Origin of the sequence: Clostridioides sp. ES-S-0006-03 (genome assembly GCF_020662275.1) — a bacterium.
Lineage (GTDB): Bacteria > Bacillota > Clostridia > Peptostreptococcales > Peptostreptococcaceae > Clostridioides.
On sequence record NZ_JADGMM010000005.1, the window covers coordinates 189,529 to 207,411 of the forward strand.

A 17,883-nucleotide genomic window follows, 5' to 3' on the forward strand; every position below is an offset into this window, starting at 1 on the left:
ACATGGGAGGAAGAATAGTGTTAAAAAAATTATTTGGTTTTGGCAAAGACAAGGATAAGGAATTAGAAAAAAAAGATGTTGGCTCAGAAGAAGAAATAGAAACTGGTGCTGACAACTTAGAAAATGTAGAAGAAACAATTTTTTCAGGGTTTGAGGAGGAAGTTGTAGATAAAGTAGAAGATATTCCAGAAAAAACTGAAGAAGAAGTTGTTGATGAAAGTGCTGAAGAAGATAGAGAGATAGAAGATAAGATAGATACTAATGAACAAGATGTAGAAGAGATAATAAATAATGATTCTCTAGATAGTGAAATAGAAGCATTAAACAATGATAATAATGATGAAGAAACTGAACATGAAGATTATGAAAATAAAGAAGAGAAATATGAAGAAAAGAAAGTTAATTTGTTTGAAAGATTAAAACAAGGATTAACAAAGGCAAAACAAGGAATAACTGATAGAATAGATGAGGTTTTAAAATCATATACAAAAATAGATGAAGAATTGCTTGAGGATTTAGAGGAAATTTTAATAACAGCAGATGTTGGTGTAAATACAACTATGGACATAATTGAGAAACTAAGAGATAAGATAAAGCAAAAGGGAATTACTGAACCAATAAAGGTAAGAGAAGAACTTAAATCTATAGTTGAAGATATCCTTACAAATGAAAACTCTACATTAGACATAGAACCAGCTCCATGTATAATTCTAATGGTGGGTGTAAATGGAGTGGGTAAAACTACTACGATAGGAAAATTGGCAAATAGATATAAAAAAGATGGGAAAAAAGTTTTATTAGCAGCAGCAGATACATTTAGAGCAGCAGCAACAGAGCAATTAGAAATCTGGGCAAATAGAACTAATGTAGACATAATAAAGCATCAAGAAGGAGCAGATCCAGGAGCAGTAGTGTTTGATGCCATAAAGGCAGCAAAAGCTAGAAAGGCAGATTTATTGATATGTGATACAGCTGGAAGGTTACACAACAAAGCTAATCTTATGAATGAACTTGGAAAAGTATTTAAAATAGTAGATAGAGAATTTCCAGAAGCAAAGCGTGAGGTACTTCTTGTAGTAGATGCCACAACAGGTCAAAATGCAGTTGTTCAAGCTAAAACATTTAAAGAAGTTGCAGATATAACAGGTATAGTACTTACAAAACTTGATGGAACAGCAAAAGGTGGAGTAGTGCTTGCAGTAAAGTCAGAAGTAGATGTACCTGTAAAACTTATTGGAGTTGGAGAAAGAGTAGAAGACTTACAGGATTTTGATGCAAAATCATTTTCAGATGCATTATTTGGTAACTAGCATTCTTTTAAAAATAATGGTTGACAAGAGTGTTTATATGATATAAAATACAATAGTGTAAAGTAAATAACCTTTACAGTATACTGCTAGGAAGTGTAAGATATGAATATAGAAAAAATGGTCGAAATTGGATTGTTATTTGAACAGTATAAAGAATTACTAACTGATAAGCAAAAAGAGATAGTAGCTCTATACTATGAAGAGGATTACTCTTTAGGTGAAATCAGTGAGAATTTAAGTGTATCAAGACAAGGTGTATATGATACATTGAAACGTTCAGAAAAGATACTAAGAGATTATGAAGAAAAGCTACATTTAGTATCTAAGCTTCAAGAACAGGAAAAAAATATTAAATTTATAAGAAATAAAATTATTGACATTAAAGAAGATTTATTGCACAATAGAGATTGTTCTAATTTAATCCCTAAGCTAGAAAATATAGAAGATGTATGTAGGGAGATGATAAAATGATATTTGAAGGATTGTCGGATAAACTACAAGGGGCATTCAGTAAGTTAAAGTCAAAAGGAAAACTTACAGAAGCAGATGTAAAAAATGCTATGAGAGAAGTTAAACTTGCTCTTCTTGAAGCAGATGTTAACTTTAAAGTAGTTAAAGATTTTATAAAAAAAGTTCAAGAGAGATGTGTTGGACAAGAGGTTATGCAAAGTTTGACACCAGCTCAACATGTAATAAAAATTGTAAATGAAGAACTTACAAGTTTAATGGGGGATGTACAAAGTAAAGTAATGATTTCCTCAAAACCTCCTACAATCTTAATGATGGTTGGATTGCAAGGTGCAGGTAAAACTACGACAGCAGGAAAACTTGGAGGATATTTTAAAAAGCAAGGCAAGAAGCCTCTACTGGTGGCTTGTGATATTTATAGACCAGCAGCTATAAAGCAACTTCAAGTTGTTGGTGAAAAATTGGATATACCTGTATTCAATATGGGAGATAAAGAAAGTCCAGTAAATATTGCCAAGGCAGGTTTAAGTCATGCAATTAAAAATGCTAACGATTTGGTTATTATAGATACTGCTGGTAGACTTCATATAGATGAAGTGCTTATGGATGAGTTAAAGTCAATTAAGTCAGAAGTTAAGCCACATGAAATACTTTTAGTTGTAGACTCTATGACAGGGCAAGATGCAGTAAATGTTGCAGAAAGCTTCAATGAAGCACTTGGTGTTGATGGAGTAGTATTAACTAAATTAGATGGAGATACTAGAGGTGGAGCTGCACTTTCAATAAGAGCAGTAACACAAAAACCTATAAAGTTTATGGGTATGGGAGAGAAACTAGATGATATAGAACCTTTCCACCCAGACAGAATGGCATCAAGGATATTAGGTATGGGAGATGTATTAAGCCTAATAGAAAAAGCACAAGAAAGTATGGACTTAGAAAAAGCTAAGGAATTAGAACAAAAAATCAAAAAACAAGAACTAGATTTTGAAGATTTTTTACAACAAATGGAACAAATACAAAATATGGGACCTCTAGACAAGATACTTGGTATGATGCCTGGTATGGGAAATATAAAAGACCAACTTGGAGATGTAGACTTGAATGGTAAAGAAATGAATAGAACTAAAGCCATAATTCAGTCAATGACTACATATGAGAGACGTAACCCAGGAATATTAAATGCTTCTAGGAAAAAAAGAATAGCTAGAGGTAGTGGAACTACTGTTCAAGATGTAAATAGACTTATAAAACAACTTAATGAAATGAAAAAAATGATGAAGATGTTTGCTGGTTCACAAAAAAGTATGAAGAAAAGGGGCGGCTTAGGCGGTTTACCTTTTTTTAAATAAAATATAAAAAATAGTAAAAATTATTCGGAGGTGACTGTAATGGCAGTTAAAATAAGATTAAAAAGAATGGGAGCTAATAAAAAACCTTTCTACAGAATAGTAGTAGCTGATTCAAGAGCTCCAAGAGATGGAAAATTCATAGAAGAAATAGGATACTATAATCCAATTTCTGAACCTAAACAAGTAAGAATAAATGATGAAAAAGCTATAAAATGGTTAGCTACTGGTGCTCAACCAACAGAAGTAGTTAAAAAATTACTTGTAAAAAATGGAGTAATAGAAAAATTCGAAGCTTCTAAACAAGCAAAATAATTTTCTCTTAGCAATTAGTATAAGTAAATACTTATTGTTGAGGTTACTTTAGGAGATGAAATATATGAAAGAGCTAGTTGTAGATATAGCTAAGGCTCTAGTTGATAATCCTGACTCAGTTGTTGTTGAGGAATTTAAAGACAATGATGGTATCGTCTTAAAGCTTACAGTTGCTCAAGATGACATGGGTAAGGTTATTGGGAAGCAGGGAAGAATAGCTAAAGCTATAAGAACTGTCGTAAGATCTGTTGCAAATAGAGAAAACATAAAAGTTTCTCTTGAGATAGTGTAAAGAGGAGGATTAGGTATAGTGCCTAGTCCTTTTTGTATAACTGTGTACAGTTTTGAGAATTTATGATGATATGGTAACATAAGATTAAATTTTTTTGAGAAGGTGATAACATGAATGAAAAATTAACTCATTTTAAGGTAGGGCAAATAGTAAACACACAAGGTCTAAAAGGTGAGGTAAGAGTTTATCCACTTACTGATGATATAGATAGATTTGATGAATTGAAAGATTTTTATTTAGGAAAAGATTTAAACAACAAGTGGACTGTAGAAAATGTAAGATATAAAGGTTCTATGGTTATAATGAAGATAAAAGATATAGACACTATAGAAAAAGCAGAAAAGCTAAAAAATAAATTTATGTATGTGTCTAGAGAAGAGAGTAGAGACCTTGAAGAAGGCGAGTTTTTTATAGCAGACATGATTGGTTTGGAAGTTTTAACTATAGAAGGAAAGTATGTAGGAGTCTTGGAGGATGTACTTCAATATTCTGCAAATGATGTCTATGTAATAAAAGGTGAAGAAGATAAAGAATTTATGATACCAGCTATAAAAAAATTTGTACCTACTATAGATATGGATGAAAGAAAAATGATTATAGACCCTATTAAGGGTATGATAGATTAGGTGGTAATATGAGATTTCACATAATGACGCTTTTTCCAGAAATATTTAATTCATACATGAATGAAAGTATAATGAAAAGAGCAGTTGAAAAAGGCATAATTGATGTGCATATATATAATATAAGAGATTTTTCTAATAATAAACATAAAAAAGTAGATGATTATCCATTTGGAGGAGGAGCTGGTATGGTGATGACTCCTCAACCTATATATGACACATATAAGCATATAATAAAAACTCATAATATAAACAATCCAAGAGTAATTTATTTAACTCCCAAAGGTAAAGTATACAATCAATCTATAGTCAAAGAGATGTCTATCCAAGAGGATATAATACTTTTATGTGGTCACTATGAAGGAATAGATGAGAGAATTATTGATTTAATAGTAACTGATGAAATTTCAATTGGAGATTATGTACTAACTGGAGGAGAACTGCCTGCACTTATAATGATAGATTCTATATCAAGGTTAATTCCAGGAGTATTAAATCAGGACGAGTCATTTGAAGAGGAGTCATTTAAAGATAATCTATTGGAGTATCCTCATTACACAAGACCTAGAGAGTTTGAAGAGTTAAAAGTACCAGAAGTGCTTTTATCAGGAAATCATAAAAAGATAGATGAGTGGAGACGAGAAGAATCTATAAGAATAACTAAGGAAAGACGATTAGACTTATATAAAAAATCTCAAGAAAAATAAAAACATATACAATAAAATTTAATATACATGTATACAATAAAGTGGGTATAAATGGAATTAAAAATATAAAAATGCTTGTAATAACTATAGAAGTATAGTATAATATAAAATGTTGAAAATACGGGCGTTCCTCTGTTTACACTGGTCGGGTAGTTAAGAACGTCTATGATATTTAGGAGGAAGAAAGATGAATGAAATGCTAAGAGCAATTGAGCAAGAACAATTAAAAAATGAAGTTCCTAATTTTGGACCTGGGGACACAGTTAAAGTACACGTTAGAATTATAGAAGGTAAAAGAGAAAGAATACAAATATTCGAAGGTGTAGTATTAAAGAGACAAGGTGGAGGAGCAAGAGAGACTTTTACAGTTAGAAAAATGTCTTTCAATGTTGGTGTAGAAAGAACTTTCCCAGTTCACTCTCCAAAAATAGAAAAAATAGAAGTAACTAGAAAAGGTAAAGTAAGAAGAGCTAAACTAAACTACTTAAGAGGTAGAGTAGGTAAAGCTGCTAAGATAAAAGAAGCTAGAAATAGATAATTAAAAACTTTACTTATAAATGGGGGGCTGATTTATCAGTCCTCTTTCTATTTTAACTGAAATCATAACAAATAATTAAATTGTAAGCAGATATGATTATTTGTTGAAAATATACTATTTATTGATAGATTTAGGAATTTTAAAATTGAAAATAAAATCAATAAATATTGGATTATATTTTGAAATAATACTAAAAATAAGAAGATAATATTATGTAAAGTATGATGTTAAAAGGGTGACAATGTAAGGTTTTAAGTAGATATATTTTTTAGTAAAATTAGGTAATAATAACATACTATTTTAAAGGAGTGATATACATGTCAAATGAATATGAAGAGTATCTTATGGATAATAATCTACATATAAACTGGTATCCAGGCCATATGAAGAAAACCAAAGAATTAGTAAAAAATAACTTAAAACTAATTGATGTAGTGGTTGAACTTTTAGATGCTAGAATACCATTTAGTAGCAAAAATCCAGATATAGATATGCTTGTAGGAGATAAGCCTAGGGTAGTTGTATTAAATAAAAGTGATATGGCAGATAGAGATAAGTTAAATCAATGGATTGAGTACTACAAAAAGAATAACATAAAAGCTATACCAGTAGATACATTAAAAGGTGTAGGTGTAAATAAGATAGTAGAAGAATGTAAGAATGTAACTAGAGAAAAAATGAGTTCTTTAAAAGATAAAGGAAGAAAAGAAAGAGCTATAAGAATAATGATAGTTGGTGTACCAAATGTAGGAAAATCATCTCTTATAAACAAATTAACAGGTAGAAAAAGCACTCAAACAGGAGATAAACCAGGAGTAACTAAAGGTAAGCAATGGGTTAGATTAAAGGGAAATCTTGAACTTTTAGATACACCTGGAATACTTTGGCCAAAGTTTGAAGACCAAGAAGTTGCTTTAAACTTAGCATTTAGTAGAGCTATAAAAGATGAGATTTTAGACGTTGAGACCTTAGCTTTAAGACTTATAGAAAAACTTATGATAATAGAGCCAGAAAAGTTGAAAGCTAGATATAAATTAGATTCTTTAGGAGAAACTCCAATTGAAACAATGGATATGATTGGTCATAAAAGAGGATTCATAACAGGTGGGAAAGAACTTGATTATACACGCATAGCTGTAACTGTCTTAAATGAGTTTAGAGATGGAAAGATAGGCAATATAACACTAGAAGTACCAGAGAGTGTTAAAAGATAGATTTTAAAGCTGGGTTAAAAAATTAATATTATGAGTAAAAAAAAACCTTTTTTTAAAAGGTTTTTTTTCTTTTCTGAAATATAGACAAAAATTGTCACATGAAAGTATAAATTAGATTAGAAAACTTTCAAAAATATTAATTTAAGACAAATATACCTAATTTTTTGAAAATTAAAATCAGTATGATAATTTGCAATTTTGGTATATTGACGTGCTTGTTTCATATAATATATAATAAGCACAAATAAATACAATATATTAAAAATTTAATTTATTTAATTTTATTAATTTAATAATAGATTCTTATTGTTTTAGTTAATTTATTTATGCAAACGTGAACAATTGAGAAATTTTGTTAATTTAATAAGGTTAAAAAGGGGGATTTTATAATGGGTAAGACCAAAGATGTAATAGTATTTGGATTTGCATTATTCGCAATGTTCTTTGGAGCAGGTAACTTAATATTTCCACCATACTTGGGAATAATTACAGGTCCAGAATGGTTAATTGCCTTCTTAGGATTTACATTTGCCGATGCTGGTTTGGCACTTCTAGCAGTAATGGCTACAGCTAAATTCGATGGAAACGTAGTAGAAATGTTTAAAAGATGTGGTATGAAATTGGGAATTCTTATAGGTTGTGTAGATATTTTATGTATAGGACCATTCTTAGCTATACCAAGAACAGGTGCAACAACTTATGAGATGGGTATGATGCCTTTATTTGGAAGCTCAATTCCAGTGTTATTATTCTGTATAGTTTATTTTGCGATATCATATGTATTAACAGTAAGACCATCTAAGGTCGTAGATATAGTTGGACAGTTTTTAACTCCAGCTCTTCTAATAGCTTTAGCATTTATAATTATAAAAGGTGTTATATCTCCTCTTGGAGAGGTAATAGATAAACCTATGATACCTAATGTATTTGCAGAAGGTATTGGTCAAGGTTACCAGACAATGGATGCATTTGCAGCAATAGCACTTGCATCAGTACTGATAGTATCTCTAAATGAAAAAGGATATACTAGTATTAGTGAAAAGTTAAAGATGATTGGTAAAGCAGGTATTCTTGCTTGTGGAGGATTGGCACTAGTTTATGGTGGATTATGTTTCCTTGGAGCAACTGTATCAACAATGTATGGAACAGATGCAGTACAATCACAAGTAATAGTAAATATAACACAAGGATTACTTGGAAATGTTGGAAAAGTTATTTTAGCAATAGTAGTATCTCTAGCATGTTTAACTACATCTATAGGTCTTACATCTGCAACAGGGCAATATTTTTCTAGACTTACAAAAGGTAAGTTAAGTTATGAAAAAATAGTATTAGCCGTATCTGTATTCAGTGCAGTAGTAGCATCTTTTGGTGTTGGAACTATAATAAAGATAGCATCTCCTATACTAAGTATAGTTTATCCACCATCAATTGTTTTAATAATATTGGCTTTCTTTAATGAAAAAATTAAGAATGATAATGTATACAAAGGAGCAGTATATATGTCATTGCTTGTAAGTATATTAACAGTTATATCTAGTTATGGAGTAAGCGTTCCAGTAGTAAATTCGTTACCTCTTCATACATTAGGATTTAACTGGGTAGTTCCAGTTATAATAGCTGGAATAATTGGTAATTTTATACCATCAAAGAGTCAATCTAATACACTTGGTACAAATTAAAACTTATTTAATTGAAATATAAGCATCTGAAAATAAAAGAGTTATCTATAATAAATGAAACTATTTATATAGATAACTCTTTTTATTTTTGAGTATATACTAATTATTTGCATTTAATATAGTAAAAATTAGCTAGAAGTATTAAAAAAAAATAATGTTTATTTTTTAACAATAATGAGTATTTATAAAAGCTATTTAAAGGAATATTAGAAGTTCAGATATGTGTATTAGTTGACTTTTACAAAAATATTATATAAATAAAATTGTGACAATAATAAAATAATAAAATAAAATTTAAGGCATTTGAACATATAAATAACTTATGTAAATTACTAAATTGTTTTTTAATTGGATTATATTAAGATTATTTAGTAAATTCTAAAAAATAAGTAAACTAAGATGAATACTAGCAACTGCAAAGTTTTAACAAGTTGGAACTTATAATATAGTTTCTATGAAGAAAAATAAATCAACAAATCATAATAAAAAATTTTCAGAAAAAATGATTTGGAAGCACTCTAGCAAGTAAAAAGTCTATAAGCGTAGAATTGGAATTACGTAAAATTAATAGTGAATTTAGCAAAATAAATACAAAATACTACAAGAATTAACGTAAATAGAAGTTATGACAAAAGGAAAACGATTTTCTAAGTATCATAATTTTGAAAATTAAAAAAATTAAAAATCATATTGACTGCTTTTTTTTCAGATTATATAATAAACACAAAATATTTAAAATTTAAATTGAAATTAAAAGATTATACAAAACAAAAAGGAGAGTGATGTATACATTAATATTGTCTATAAAGCAATATAAATTGGAAATAATGCAAATAATTGAAAAAGTCGCACAATTAAGATGATTTAAAAGTTTTAATTTTGTCAAGAAAAATTAAATAAAAATAAAAAAAGCATATATGTTTAAAGTATACATGTTAATTTTATTTAATTAAGAAAGTTGTACTAAATATTGCGAAGATTTTATAAATTATGAAACATAATTGACAAGTTTAAGTCAAAAATGTATAATTAAATAAAATCTCGTCAAAAGGTTTTCATTTAAGAAGAGATTGGACTTATTTTTTGGTAAAATGTAATAAAAAGTAGTAAAATTCAAATGGGGGTGCTTTAAATGGGTGAGAAACAAATCAAGTTTAAAGATGTAATTGTAATTGGATTTGCACTATTTGCAATGTTTTTTGGTGCTGGGAACTTAATATTCCCTCCATATCTAGGAGTTTTATCCGGAGGTAGCTGGCTAGTAGCTTTCATAGGATTCCTTTTCGCAGATGGTGGTTTGGCATTATTAGCAGTTATAGCAGCAACTAAGTTCAATGGAGACACATCAAAAATGTTTTCAAGAGCTGGTAAAGGATTAAGTGTTGTATTAGGATGTGCAATGGTAATCTGTATAGGGCCACTTTTGGCAATACCTAGAACAGCAGCAACAACTTATGAAATGGGTATATTACCTACAATAGGTTCAGGAATAAGCCCAGTAATATTCTCTATAGTATTCTTTGCTATAGTATTGGTTTTAACAATAAGACCATCAAAAGTTGTAGATATAGTTGGATCAATTTTAACTCCAGCTTTACTTATAGCTTTAGCAGTATTAATAGTTAAAGGTATTGTATCTCCACTAGGAGACATAAGAGATACTTCTTTAATACAAAATGTATTTGCAGAAGGTATAACTCAAGGATATCAAACAATGGATGCATTGGCAGCTAGTGTATTTGCATCAATTATAATCATGTCAGTAATAGCTAAAGGTTATACAGGTGAAAAAGAAAAGATGAAAGCTACAGTAAGTGCAGGTGTTATAGCGGTAATAGGTATGGCACTAGTTTATGGTGGACTATGTTACCTTGGAGCAACTGTATCTAAGATATATGGACAAGATGTTCAACAAACAGCTTTAATAGTTTCAATAACAGCATCATTACTTGGAAATACAGGTAAAATTCTATTGGCTATTATAGTTGCATTAGCATGTTTAACAACAGCTATAGGTCTTTCTTCAGCAGCAGGTCAATATTTCTCAACACTTACAGATGGAAAATTAAAATATGAGCATATAGTTATAGTAGTTTGTGTATTTAGTGCAATCATATCAAACTTTGGAGTAAGTACAATAATAAAATTCTCTTCTCCTATATTAAGTATGGTATATCCAGCAACTATAACTCTAGTTATACTAGCATTATTTAGTAATAAAATTAAAAATGATAACGTATTTAAATGCGCTGCATATATGGCATTGTTAGTAAGTGTATTAACAGTTGCAACAAGCTTTGGTATAAATATACCTTTAGTTAATAGCTTACCACTAGCTTCATTAGGATTTAACTGGGTAGTTCCAGTTGTAATAGCAGGGATAATAGGAAACTTTATTCCATCTCAAAGTAGTAAAGCTGTACAATAATAAAGAATAATTCATACATATAGGAATTGCCTTAAAGTGATTAAAATCATTTAGGAGGCAATTCCTTTTTGATATGTAAAACTTTATATGTATTTATATGTAAATGGATATTAAATTAAGTAGATTAAAGATAGATTATTGTTAGGTTGAATTTTGTTATATATATTTACAAATAATATTTATGGGATGTAGCATATTTGTATGGAAAATATAAAGAATTTATTAATAATTTCAATGGAAAATAATGGAACAATAAGGATAAAATTTATAAAAAAATAAAGTATATAAGAGTATAATTACACTTTTATATACTTTTTTATGTTATTTTTAAGTTTTTAATAGAAGATATTTAGAATATAAAAAATTCATTTACTTAATTGAGAAAACTATAAAGCGTGTTATATTGAATATAAAATAGTATAATATATATTGTGTAAGATAATTAATATGAAAACATGCAAATATAGAAAAAAGTTTGTTTAGAATTACAACTAATAGGTGTATTAATGTAATACTAATTTATTGGAGGTCTAAAAATGAAGTACATAATAAAAAGAGATGGGACAAAAGAACTTTTTAGTAAAAGTAAGATTGAAGATGCTGTCTATAAAGCTAGTATAAATAGTGAAGGTGGAGTAGATAGAGATTTAGCATATGATATATCAAGAAAAATTGCTAATGATTATAATTCTATGGAAAAATGTTTATCTGTAGAAGAAATCCAAGATATAGTTGAAGTATTACTTATGGAATCAAATAGAAAAGATATAGCAAAACACTACATATTATATAGAGAAAGACGTTCAGAAATAAGACATAAGGCTTGGGAGTTTGATGAATTACAAAAATCAATATGGAAAAATAAGTATAGACACGATGGAGAAAGTTTTGATGAATGGATAAAGAGAATTTCAAATAATAGTCCAAGAATATCAAAGTTAATAAGACAAAAGAGATTTTTATTTGCAGGTAGAATTTTAGCAAATAGAGGTTTACATAAAGAAGGTAAAAAAGTAACTTATTCTAATTGTTATGTAATAGAGCCACCAAAAGACAGTATAGAAGATATTTTTGACACTGCAAAAAAACTTGCTAGAACTTTTAGTTATGGTGGAGGGGTTGGAATTGATATTTCAAAATTAAGACCCAAAGGTGCAAAAGTAAATAATGCTGCAAAATATACAACTGGAGCAGTGTCTTTTATGGAACTTTATAGCATGACGACAGGTTTGATTGGTCAAAGAGGTAGAAGAGGAGCTCTTATGATTTCTATGGATGTAAATCATCCAGAAATAGAGGAATTTATAGATATAAAAACTGATTTGGAGAAGGTTACTAAAGCAAATATTTCTGTAAGAGTAACAGATGAGTTTATGCAAGCTGTAAAGGAAAAAAAGCTGTATAATTGTACTTTTGAAGTTGAAACTACTGGAGAAAAAATAGTCAAAATAGTAAATGCATATGATTTGTTTAATAAGTTTGTTAAAAATAACTGGGATTATGCAGAACCAGGAATATTATTTTGGGACAAAATAAAAACATATAACCTTATGAGTGAAGATAAGTCTTTTTGTTTTTCAGGTGTAAATCCTTGTGCAGAAGAGCCACTTCCAAGTGGAGGAAGCTGTTTGCTTGGCTCAATAAACTTATCAGAGTTTGTAATACAACCATTTGGGGAACATGCTACCTTTGATATTAATAAGTTAAAATCTTGTGTTAGAGAAGCTGTGGTAGCTTTAAATGATGTATTAGATGAGGGATTAAATTTACATCCATTACAAGAACAAAGGGATAGTGTCTATAAATATAGACAAATAGGATTAGGTGTAATGGGTATTGCTGACATGCTTATAAAGATGGGGATAAGATATGGTTCTGATAAATCTTTAGAATTGTGTGATTTAATTGGTAAAACTATGCTTAACGAAGCTGTAAAACAATCAGCTTTAATTGCTAAAGAATATGGTACATTTAGTGAGTATAAATATGAAAATATTTCTAAATCCAGATTTTTTATAGAAAACCTAAACGATGATATTAAAGAGATGGTTGAAAAGTATGGGCTTAGAAACTCACAACTTTTAACTATACCTCCTACAGGTTCTATATCTACAATGATAGGTATTAGTGGAGGAATAGAACCTATATTTAATCTTTCATATATAAGAAAAACTGAAAGTTTGCATGATGAAGATGTGTATTATAAAGTATATACTCCAATAGTTAAAGAATATATGGATAAAAAAGGCATTACAGATGAAGAATGTTTACCAGATTTTTTTGTTACTGCTATGAATATAGGATATGAAGAAAGAATAAATATGCAAAAAGTATGGCAAAAGTATATTGATGCTTCTATATCATCTACAATAAATATACCTTTTGAAACTACAATTGAAGATGTTTTCAACATATATGTTAAGGCATGGGAAGCTGGTCTTAAGGGAGTAACAATATTTAGAGATGGATGCAAAAGGAGTGGAATCTTAATAAATGAAAAAAAAGAAGATAATAAAAAAGAAAATAACAAAAAAGAAGATAATAAAAAAGAGTCTCATAAAAATAATAAAGAAGAAAAAGATAATAAAGAAGAAAAAGCCAAAGAATTAAAAAGTAAAAATTTTGAAGAAGATGAAAAGTTTGTATGCCCTGAGTGTGGTAGTGAAGGAATAGCACATACAGGTGGATGTAGTATATGTTTAAAATGTGGATATAGTGGATGCAATTAAATTCTAAGTTAGTGAGTTTTTAATATATTTAAGAGAAGAATATTTTTACAGGTGAAAGATGAGGGGATAGCATGCAGAACAAGAGTGTGAGGGAGATTAAAGAAATAATTGAGGCTTTAGAAGTTGAAAAGTATATGGAATATATAGAAATATTAAGAGTGGACGAAAGAAAATCTGTTCAAAGTTTGGCTATAAAACTTGCTAAGAAACTAGATAATATTAGAAAAGAAGCAGAAAGATTAGAAACTATAAATACGTTTGAAAATGAAGGATATAGTAAAGGATATTTATATATTGGAGGAATTGATGAAGCTGGAAGAGGACCACTTGCAGGTCCTGTTGTAGCTTCTGTTGTAGTGTTTAAGAAAAATACAAAAATAGAAGGCGTAAATGATTCTAAGAAACTAAGTGAAGCAAAAAGAGATGAGCTTTTTGAAGTAATAAAAAAAGAAGCATTAGATTATGGAATAGGGATAGTAAATAACGAAGAAATAGATGAATTTAACATATTAAATGCCACGTATATGGCAATGAAAAAAGCAATAAATTGTTTAAAACAAACACCAGATTACTTACTTGTTGATGCAGCGACAATACCAGGAATTGATATAGTTCAAAATCCAATTATAAAAGGAGATTCAAAATCTATATCAATAGCAGCAGCAAGTATATTAGCGAAAGTTACTAGGGATAGTATAATGTATCAATATGATAGAGTATATCCAGAATATGGATTTAAATCTCATAAGGGATATGGAACAAAAGAACACTATGAAGCTATTGAAAAACATGGGATAACTCCTATACATAGAAAAAGCTTCTTGAAAAATATACTATAAACATAATATGATATAATATATATTATATAAATTACTATAATTAATGGGGGATTAGAGATGGATTATAATGAACTATTAAAAAATGCTAGAGAAAATTTAAATGGAAGTTGTAAAGTTTGTAAAGTTTGCAATGGAGTTGTCTGTGCAGGTGAAGTACCTGGTATGGGAGGTAAAGGAAGTGGTTCTTCTTTTATAGAAAATAGCAAGAGTTTAGAAAAAGTAAAAGTAAATATGAGAGTAATACATGATGTTTCAAATCCTGATACATCTATAGAAATGTTCGGAAAAAAAATGAGTGCTCCTATATTTGCAGCTCCAGTAACAGGAACTACTTTAAATATGGGTGGAAAAATAAATGAAAGAGATTACATAGAACCAGTAGTTGCAGGATGTGTCAATAGTGGTATCTATGCAATGGTTGGAGATACAGCAGTAGATGCATTTTTAATGGAAAATTTAGATGTAGTTAAAAAGTATAATGGTGCTGGAATTGTATTTATTAAACCTTGGGACAATGAAAATATTATAAAAAAAATAAGATTGGCTGAAGAAGCTGGAGCATTTGCAGTTGGAGTTGATATAGATGCTTGTGGTTTAGTAACTTTATCACTACATGGAAAACCGGTACTTCCTAAAAATGTTGACCAAATAAAAGAATTAGTTAAATCTACTAAATTACCATTTATATTAAAGGGAATAATGACTGTAGAAGATGCGTTAATGGCAGTTGAAGCAGGTGTAGATGCAATTGTTGTATCAAATCATGGAGGAAGAGTACTTGACTGTACTCCAGGAGCATGTGAAGTTTTACCAAAGATTGCTGAGTCTGTTAAAGGTAAAGTTACAATACTTGCAGATGGTGGAGTTAGAACAGGGTTGGATGTATTAAAAATGATAGGTCTAGGGGCAGATGCAGTATTAATAGGAAGACCTTTTGTAACAGCTTCATTTGGTGGAGCAACTGATGGTGTAGAAACTTATGTAAATAAACTTCAATCAGAATTAAGTGGTTCTATGATATTAACTGGATGTCAAACTATAAAAGATATTGATGGAAAAGTTATATACAAATAAATTTTTATACAAAAAAGAGGAAAAATCATTTTAATGTAGAACAATTATACAAAGGGGGAATTTATATGAGTAAAAAAGCTTATGAAGAAGCCTTAGTAGAATTGGAAAAATTTATTGATGAGAGAAAGCAAATAGTTAAAAGTGCGGAGGAATGTATCGATAAGTACATAGTTGACAGAACGCTACCTTTTGATTACAAAGATAAATGTGTGGAATGGCAACAAGAGTTACTTGACATTGCAGAAGCACAGATTTTAGAAGCAAATGAATTGAATGTATTATTGGAAGAAAAAAAGGAACTTGAGGAAGATTAGATTTTGTTGACCAAGTGTAAATCATATTACTGACTTACACTTGGTTTTTTGTTGTATAAAATATATTCTAGTTAAGATGGCTTTATAAACACTAGATTATGAACACTAGATTATGAAATCTAAAGTAAAATATGGTAATAAATATGATTAATCTAAAAAATAAAACCAGTCTTAAAGACTGGTTTAATTATTATTTTTCGGATTTAGAATATGTTTTTTCATTTCTTCTAATACGATTGTATAGGATTTACATTGAGCAGCAGCTAATTCCGATAAAGCAAATCTCTGAGCTTTATTTAAAAAGTCTTTATCTGTACTACATAATTGTTTTGAACAATCTTGTATCATAAGCATCTTAATTAATTTTACAATCTCAAAGATATCTCCTGAATGAAATTTATCGTGGTATAATTTAAGCCGCTTCTTTCTATCAAAAATCCATATAGCATCTGTTTTGTTAATAGATTGGATAAAATTATCAATTTCATTTTCGTTCATAATTGGACGGACACCAATCTTGTCAGCATTCAGAACAGGAATAGAAATTTTAAGAGTACTATTGAAAATGACAGTTAATTCGTAGTATTTCTGCATATGTTTATTTATTTCCTTGGTTACAATATCACTTACATAACAGGCTCCCTCTTTTGGATACATCACACTTTCACCGATATTATACATATGTTAGTTATACCTCCAAACTGAATTTTAGATATTGCAATTTGGGTACAATGCTTTAATTATCTAATAATTAATATTATATCATAAAACTATTGACAAGTCAAAAATATTAATATATAATACTAAGTTTAGCATCAAAAGTGGTTAAAACCAACTATAAAACTAACTATAAAAATATAATATAAAATAATTTAACATCTTGAAATATTATGTTAGTATTGTATAAAATTATAGACTAACTATATTTAGTAATCATTAGTTTTTTGCAAAATCTCTTAATTTAAAACTTCCAGCTGTTACAAATACTATTCCAATAAGTATTAGAACGATTACATTTATTAAAATGCTATCATTGCTTTTAATAGCGTTTATAGTCCAGTAAAAAGGTGTAAGCTTTGATAGATTAGCCATAAATGATAATTCACTCATTGATGGTATCAGACTAGATATAGATATAGCTAAACCTATTAAAGAATAAAATGTAGTTACAAGGCTTATAGAGTTTTCATTTTTGAATACTCTAGCTATACAAAATACAAATCCAGTGGAAACAAAACTATTTGCTAGTACAATCATTAATACATTTAGAGTTAATTTAAAATCTCCAACAAATGTAAGGCATCCAAGTATTAAAGTGTATACAATTGCTTGAATAAAAAATAAACCTAAGAGTATGCTAAAAATTATTTTTATATCTTTATGTTTTGTAGAAATAAGCCTTCTTAAAACATTTGATTTTTTTAATGAAAATAAGTCAGAAGCAAGATGCGCTGCGTTAATATACATAAAATAACATATTAAGAAAACTGGTAAAAATAAATTTGTGTTTTTATCAGGTTTGCTATCAACTATAGTTGTTTTAGTTAATTTTTCATCCAGATTTCTATCTATTTTTGATTTTAAAGAATTATTGATAAAAGATTCTATTTCTGATTCCGCCCAAAGACTACCACCACCATTTTCAGTTTTAAAACATTTAACAGCAGGTCTTTTTAAGTTATCTATATCAGTTGAAAAATTTTTGTCTAAAACAAATACTGCAGAAACTTTATTATTTTTTAGTAAGTTCATAGCTTTATCTTCTTCATTTAATCTAAATGTGTTTTCCTTTAACTTTGAATTATTTATCAATTTATGTTCATATTTTCCTGAAGAGTGAGATACAACTGCTACTGGAGAAAAGTACATAGATTGATTGTCTGATTTACTAGAAAAAAGGTTAAGAGAAACAACTAATATAATAGGAATCATAACCATACTAGCTAAAAGAGAAGGATTTTTTATATATCTTTTTATATTTGCAAGAATTAATCTAATCAT

At 28.8% G+C, this 17,883-nt stretch carries 17 protein-coding genes; 15 read left to right on the forward strand and 2 right to left on the reverse strand.

Translation table 11 applies throughout. From position 1 onward, the window contains the following. The first annotated feature begins 17 nt into the window (after positions 1-17). The 15 genes from ftsY to IR151_RS08945 all read left to right on the forward strand — a co-directional run bounded on the left by ftsY (position 18) and on the right by IR151_RS08945 (position 15,882). Positions 18-1,310 carry a signal recognition particle-docking protein FtsY gene (gene ftsY, locus IR151_RS08875; protein ID WP_227434161.1) on the forward strand — a complete coding sequence of 431 codons (1,293 nt, stop codon included), beginning with the start codon at positions 18-20 and terminating at the stop codon, positions 1,308-1,310. Positions 1,311-1,412: 102 nt separating this feature from the next. Next, complete coding sequence (ylxM, locus tag IR151_RS08880; protein WP_227434162.1) at positions 1,413-1,781, forward strand: YlxM family DNA-binding protein; 369 nt, start codon at positions 1,413-1,415, stop codon at positions 1,779-1,781. Beyond that, on the forward strand, positions 1,778-3,130 hold the full coding sequence (gene ffh / locus IR151_RS08885; RefSeq protein WP_227434163.1) for a signal recognition particle protein: 1,353 nt from the start codon (positions 1,778-1,780) through the stop codon (positions 3,128-3,130). Before ylxM ends, ffh begins: the two co-directional genes overlap by 4 nt. A gap of 39 nt (positions 3,131-3,169) precedes the next feature. Further along, the gene (gene rpsP, locus IR151_RS08890; protein ID WP_003419338.1) at positions 3,170-3,442 is read left to right on the forward strand and encodes a 30S ribosomal protein S16; all 273 of its coding nucleotides are present in this window, start codon (positions 3,170-3,172) and stop codon (positions 3,440-3,442) included. Between the two features lie 64 nt (positions 3,443-3,506). Beyond that, positions 3,507-3,734 (forward strand): KH domain-containing protein, encoded by a 228-nt coding sequence (locus tag IR151_RS08895; protein ID WP_227434164.1) that lies wholly within the window; start codon positions 3,507-3,509, stop codon positions 3,732-3,734. A 110-nt stretch (positions 3,735-3,844) separates the two neighbouring features. Then, positions 3,845-4,360 (forward strand): ribosome maturation factor RimM, encoded by a 516-nt coding sequence (rimM, locus tag IR151_RS08900; RefSeq protein ID WP_227434165.1) that lies wholly within the window; start codon positions 3,845-3,847, stop codon positions 4,358-4,360. 8 nt (positions 4,361-4,368) lie between these two features. Beyond that, the gene (trmD, locus tag IR151_RS08905; protein WP_227434166.1) at positions 4,369-5,064 is read left to right on the forward strand and encodes a tRNA (guanosine(37)-N1)-methyltransferase TrmD; all 696 of its coding nucleotides are present in this window, start codon (positions 4,369-4,371) and stop codon (positions 5,062-5,064) included. 187 nt (positions 5,065-5,251) lie between these two features. Then, on the forward strand, positions 5,252-5,602 hold the full coding sequence (gene rplS, locus IR151_RS08910; RefSeq protein WP_227434167.1) for a 50S ribosomal protein L19: 351 nt from the start codon (positions 5,252-5,254) through the stop codon (positions 5,600-5,602). Between the two features lie 317 nt (positions 5,603-5,919). Continuing rightward, positions 5,920-6,816 carry a ribosome biogenesis GTPase YlqF gene (gene ylqF / locus IR151_RS08915; protein WP_227434168.1) on the forward strand — a complete coding sequence of 299 codons (897 nt, stop codon included), beginning with the start codon at positions 5,920-5,922 and terminating at the stop codon, positions 6,814-6,816. Between the two features lie 389 nt (positions 6,817-7,205). Continuing rightward, the gene (gene brnQ, locus IR151_RS08920; RefSeq protein WP_227434169.1) at positions 7,206-8,498 is read left to right on the forward strand and encodes a branched-chain amino acid transport system II carrier protein; all 1,293 of its coding nucleotides are present in this window, start codon (positions 7,206-7,208) and stop codon (positions 8,496-8,498) included. Between the two features lie 1,132 nt (positions 8,499-9,630). Further along, positions 9,631-10,926 (forward strand): branched-chain amino acid transport system II carrier protein, encoded by a 1,296-nt coding sequence (gene brnQ / locus IR151_RS08925; protein WP_227434170.1) that lies wholly within the window; start codon positions 9,631-9,633, stop codon positions 10,924-10,926. A 536-nt stretch (positions 10,927-11,462) separates the two neighbouring features. After that, on the forward strand, positions 11,463-13,655 hold the full coding sequence (locus tag IR151_RS08930) for an adenosylcobalamin-dependent ribonucleoside-diphosphate reductase (RefSeq protein ID WP_227434171.1): 2,193 nt from the start codon (positions 11,463-11,465) through the stop codon (positions 13,653-13,655). A gap of 71 nt (positions 13,656-13,726) precedes the next feature. After that, positions 13,727-14,494 carry a ribonuclease HII gene (locus IR151_RS08935; protein WP_227434172.1) on the forward strand — a complete coding sequence of 256 codons (768 nt, stop codon included), beginning with the start codon at positions 13,727-13,729 and terminating at the stop codon, positions 14,492-14,494. A gap of 57 nt (positions 14,495-14,551) precedes the next feature. After that, the gene (locus IR151_RS08940) at positions 14,552-15,568 is read left to right on the forward strand and encodes an alpha-hydroxy-acid oxidizing protein (protein WP_227434173.1); all 1,017 of its coding nucleotides are present in this window, start codon (positions 14,552-14,554) and stop codon (positions 15,566-15,568) included. Positions 15,569-15,633: 65 nt separating this feature from the next. Then, positions 15,634-15,882, forward strand: a complete 249-nt coding sequence (locus IR151_RS08945) for a hypothetical protein (protein ID WP_227434174.1) — start codon at positions 15,634-15,636, stop codon at positions 15,880-15,882. 183 nt (positions 15,883-16,065) lie between these two features. Here IR151_RS08945 and IR151_RS08950 read toward each other — a convergent pair whose 3' ends face one another. Further along, positions 16,066-16,563 (reverse strand): CarD family transcriptional regulator, encoded by a 498-nt coding sequence (locus tag IR151_RS08950; protein WP_227434175.1) that lies wholly within the window; start codon positions 16,561-16,563, stop codon positions 16,066-16,068. 255 nt (positions 16,564-16,818) lie between these two features. Further along, on the reverse strand, positions 16,819-17,883 hold the full coding sequence (locus IR151_RS08955; protein WP_227434176.1) for an ABC transporter permease: 1,065 nt from the start codon (positions 17,881-17,883) through the stop codon (positions 16,819-16,821).

Excerpts from the sequence above, each read along its gene's own strand:
- ffh (WP_227434163.1), top strand. The coding sequence starts at position 1,778 with ATGATATTTGAAGGATTGTCGGATAAACTACAAGGGGCATTCAGTAAG.
- IR151_RS08930 (WP_227434171.1), top strand. The coding sequence starts at position 11,463 with ATGAAGTACATAATAAAAAGAGATGGGACAAAAGAACTTTTTAGTAAA.
- IR151_RS08935 (WP_227434172.1), top strand. The coding sequence starts at position 13,727 with ATGCAGAACAAGAGTGTGAGGGAGATTAAAGAAATAATTGAGGCTTTA.
- rimM (WP_227434165.1), top strand. The coding sequence starts at position 3,845 with ATGAATGAAAAATTAACTCATTTTAAGGTAGGGCAAATAGTAAACACA.
- brnQ (WP_227434169.1), top strand. The coding sequence starts at position 7,206 with ATGGGTAAGACCAAAGATGTAATAGTATTTGGATTTGCATTATTCGCA.
- IR151_RS08955 (WP_227434176.1), bottom strand. The coding sequence starts at position 17,883 with ATGATTAGATTAATTCTTGCAAATATAAAAAGATATATAAAAAATCCT.
- IR151_RS08945 (WP_227434174.1), top strand. The coding sequence starts at position 15,634 with ATGAGTAAAAAAGCTTATGAAGAAGCCTTAGTAGAATTGGAAAAATTT.
- IR151_RS08895 (WP_227434164.1), top strand. The coding sequence starts at position 3,507 with ATGAAAGAGCTAGTTGTAGATATAGCTAAGGCTCTAGTTGATAATCCT.
- IR151_RS08950 (WP_227434175.1), bottom strand. The coding sequence starts at position 16,563 with ATGTATAATATCGGTGAAAGTGTGATGTATCCAAAAGAGGGAGCCTGT.
- brnQ (WP_227434170.1), top strand. The coding sequence starts at position 9,631 with ATGGGTGAGAAACAAATCAAGTTTAAAGATGTAATTGTAATTGGATTT.
- IR151_RS08940 (WP_227434173.1), top strand. The coding sequence starts at position 14,552 with ATGGATTATAATGAACTATTAAAAAATGCTAGAGAAAATTTAAATGGA.
- trmD (WP_227434166.1), top strand. The coding sequence starts at position 4,369 with ATGAGATTTCACATAATGACGCTTTTTCCAGAAATATTTAATTCATAC.
- rpsP (WP_003419338.1), top strand. The coding sequence starts at position 3,170 with ATGGCAGTTAAAATAAGATTAAAAAGAATGGGAGCTAATAAAAAACCT.
- ylxM (WP_227434162.1), top strand. The coding sequence starts at position 1,413 with ATGAATATAGAAAAAATGGTCGAAATTGGATTGTTATTTGAACAGTAT.
- rplS (WP_227434167.1), top strand. The coding sequence starts at position 5,252 with ATGAATGAAATGCTAAGAGCAATTGAGCAAGAACAATTAAAAAATGAA.
- ylqF (WP_227434168.1), top strand. The coding sequence starts at position 5,920 with ATGTCAAATGAATATGAAGAGTATCTTATGGATAATAATCTACATATA.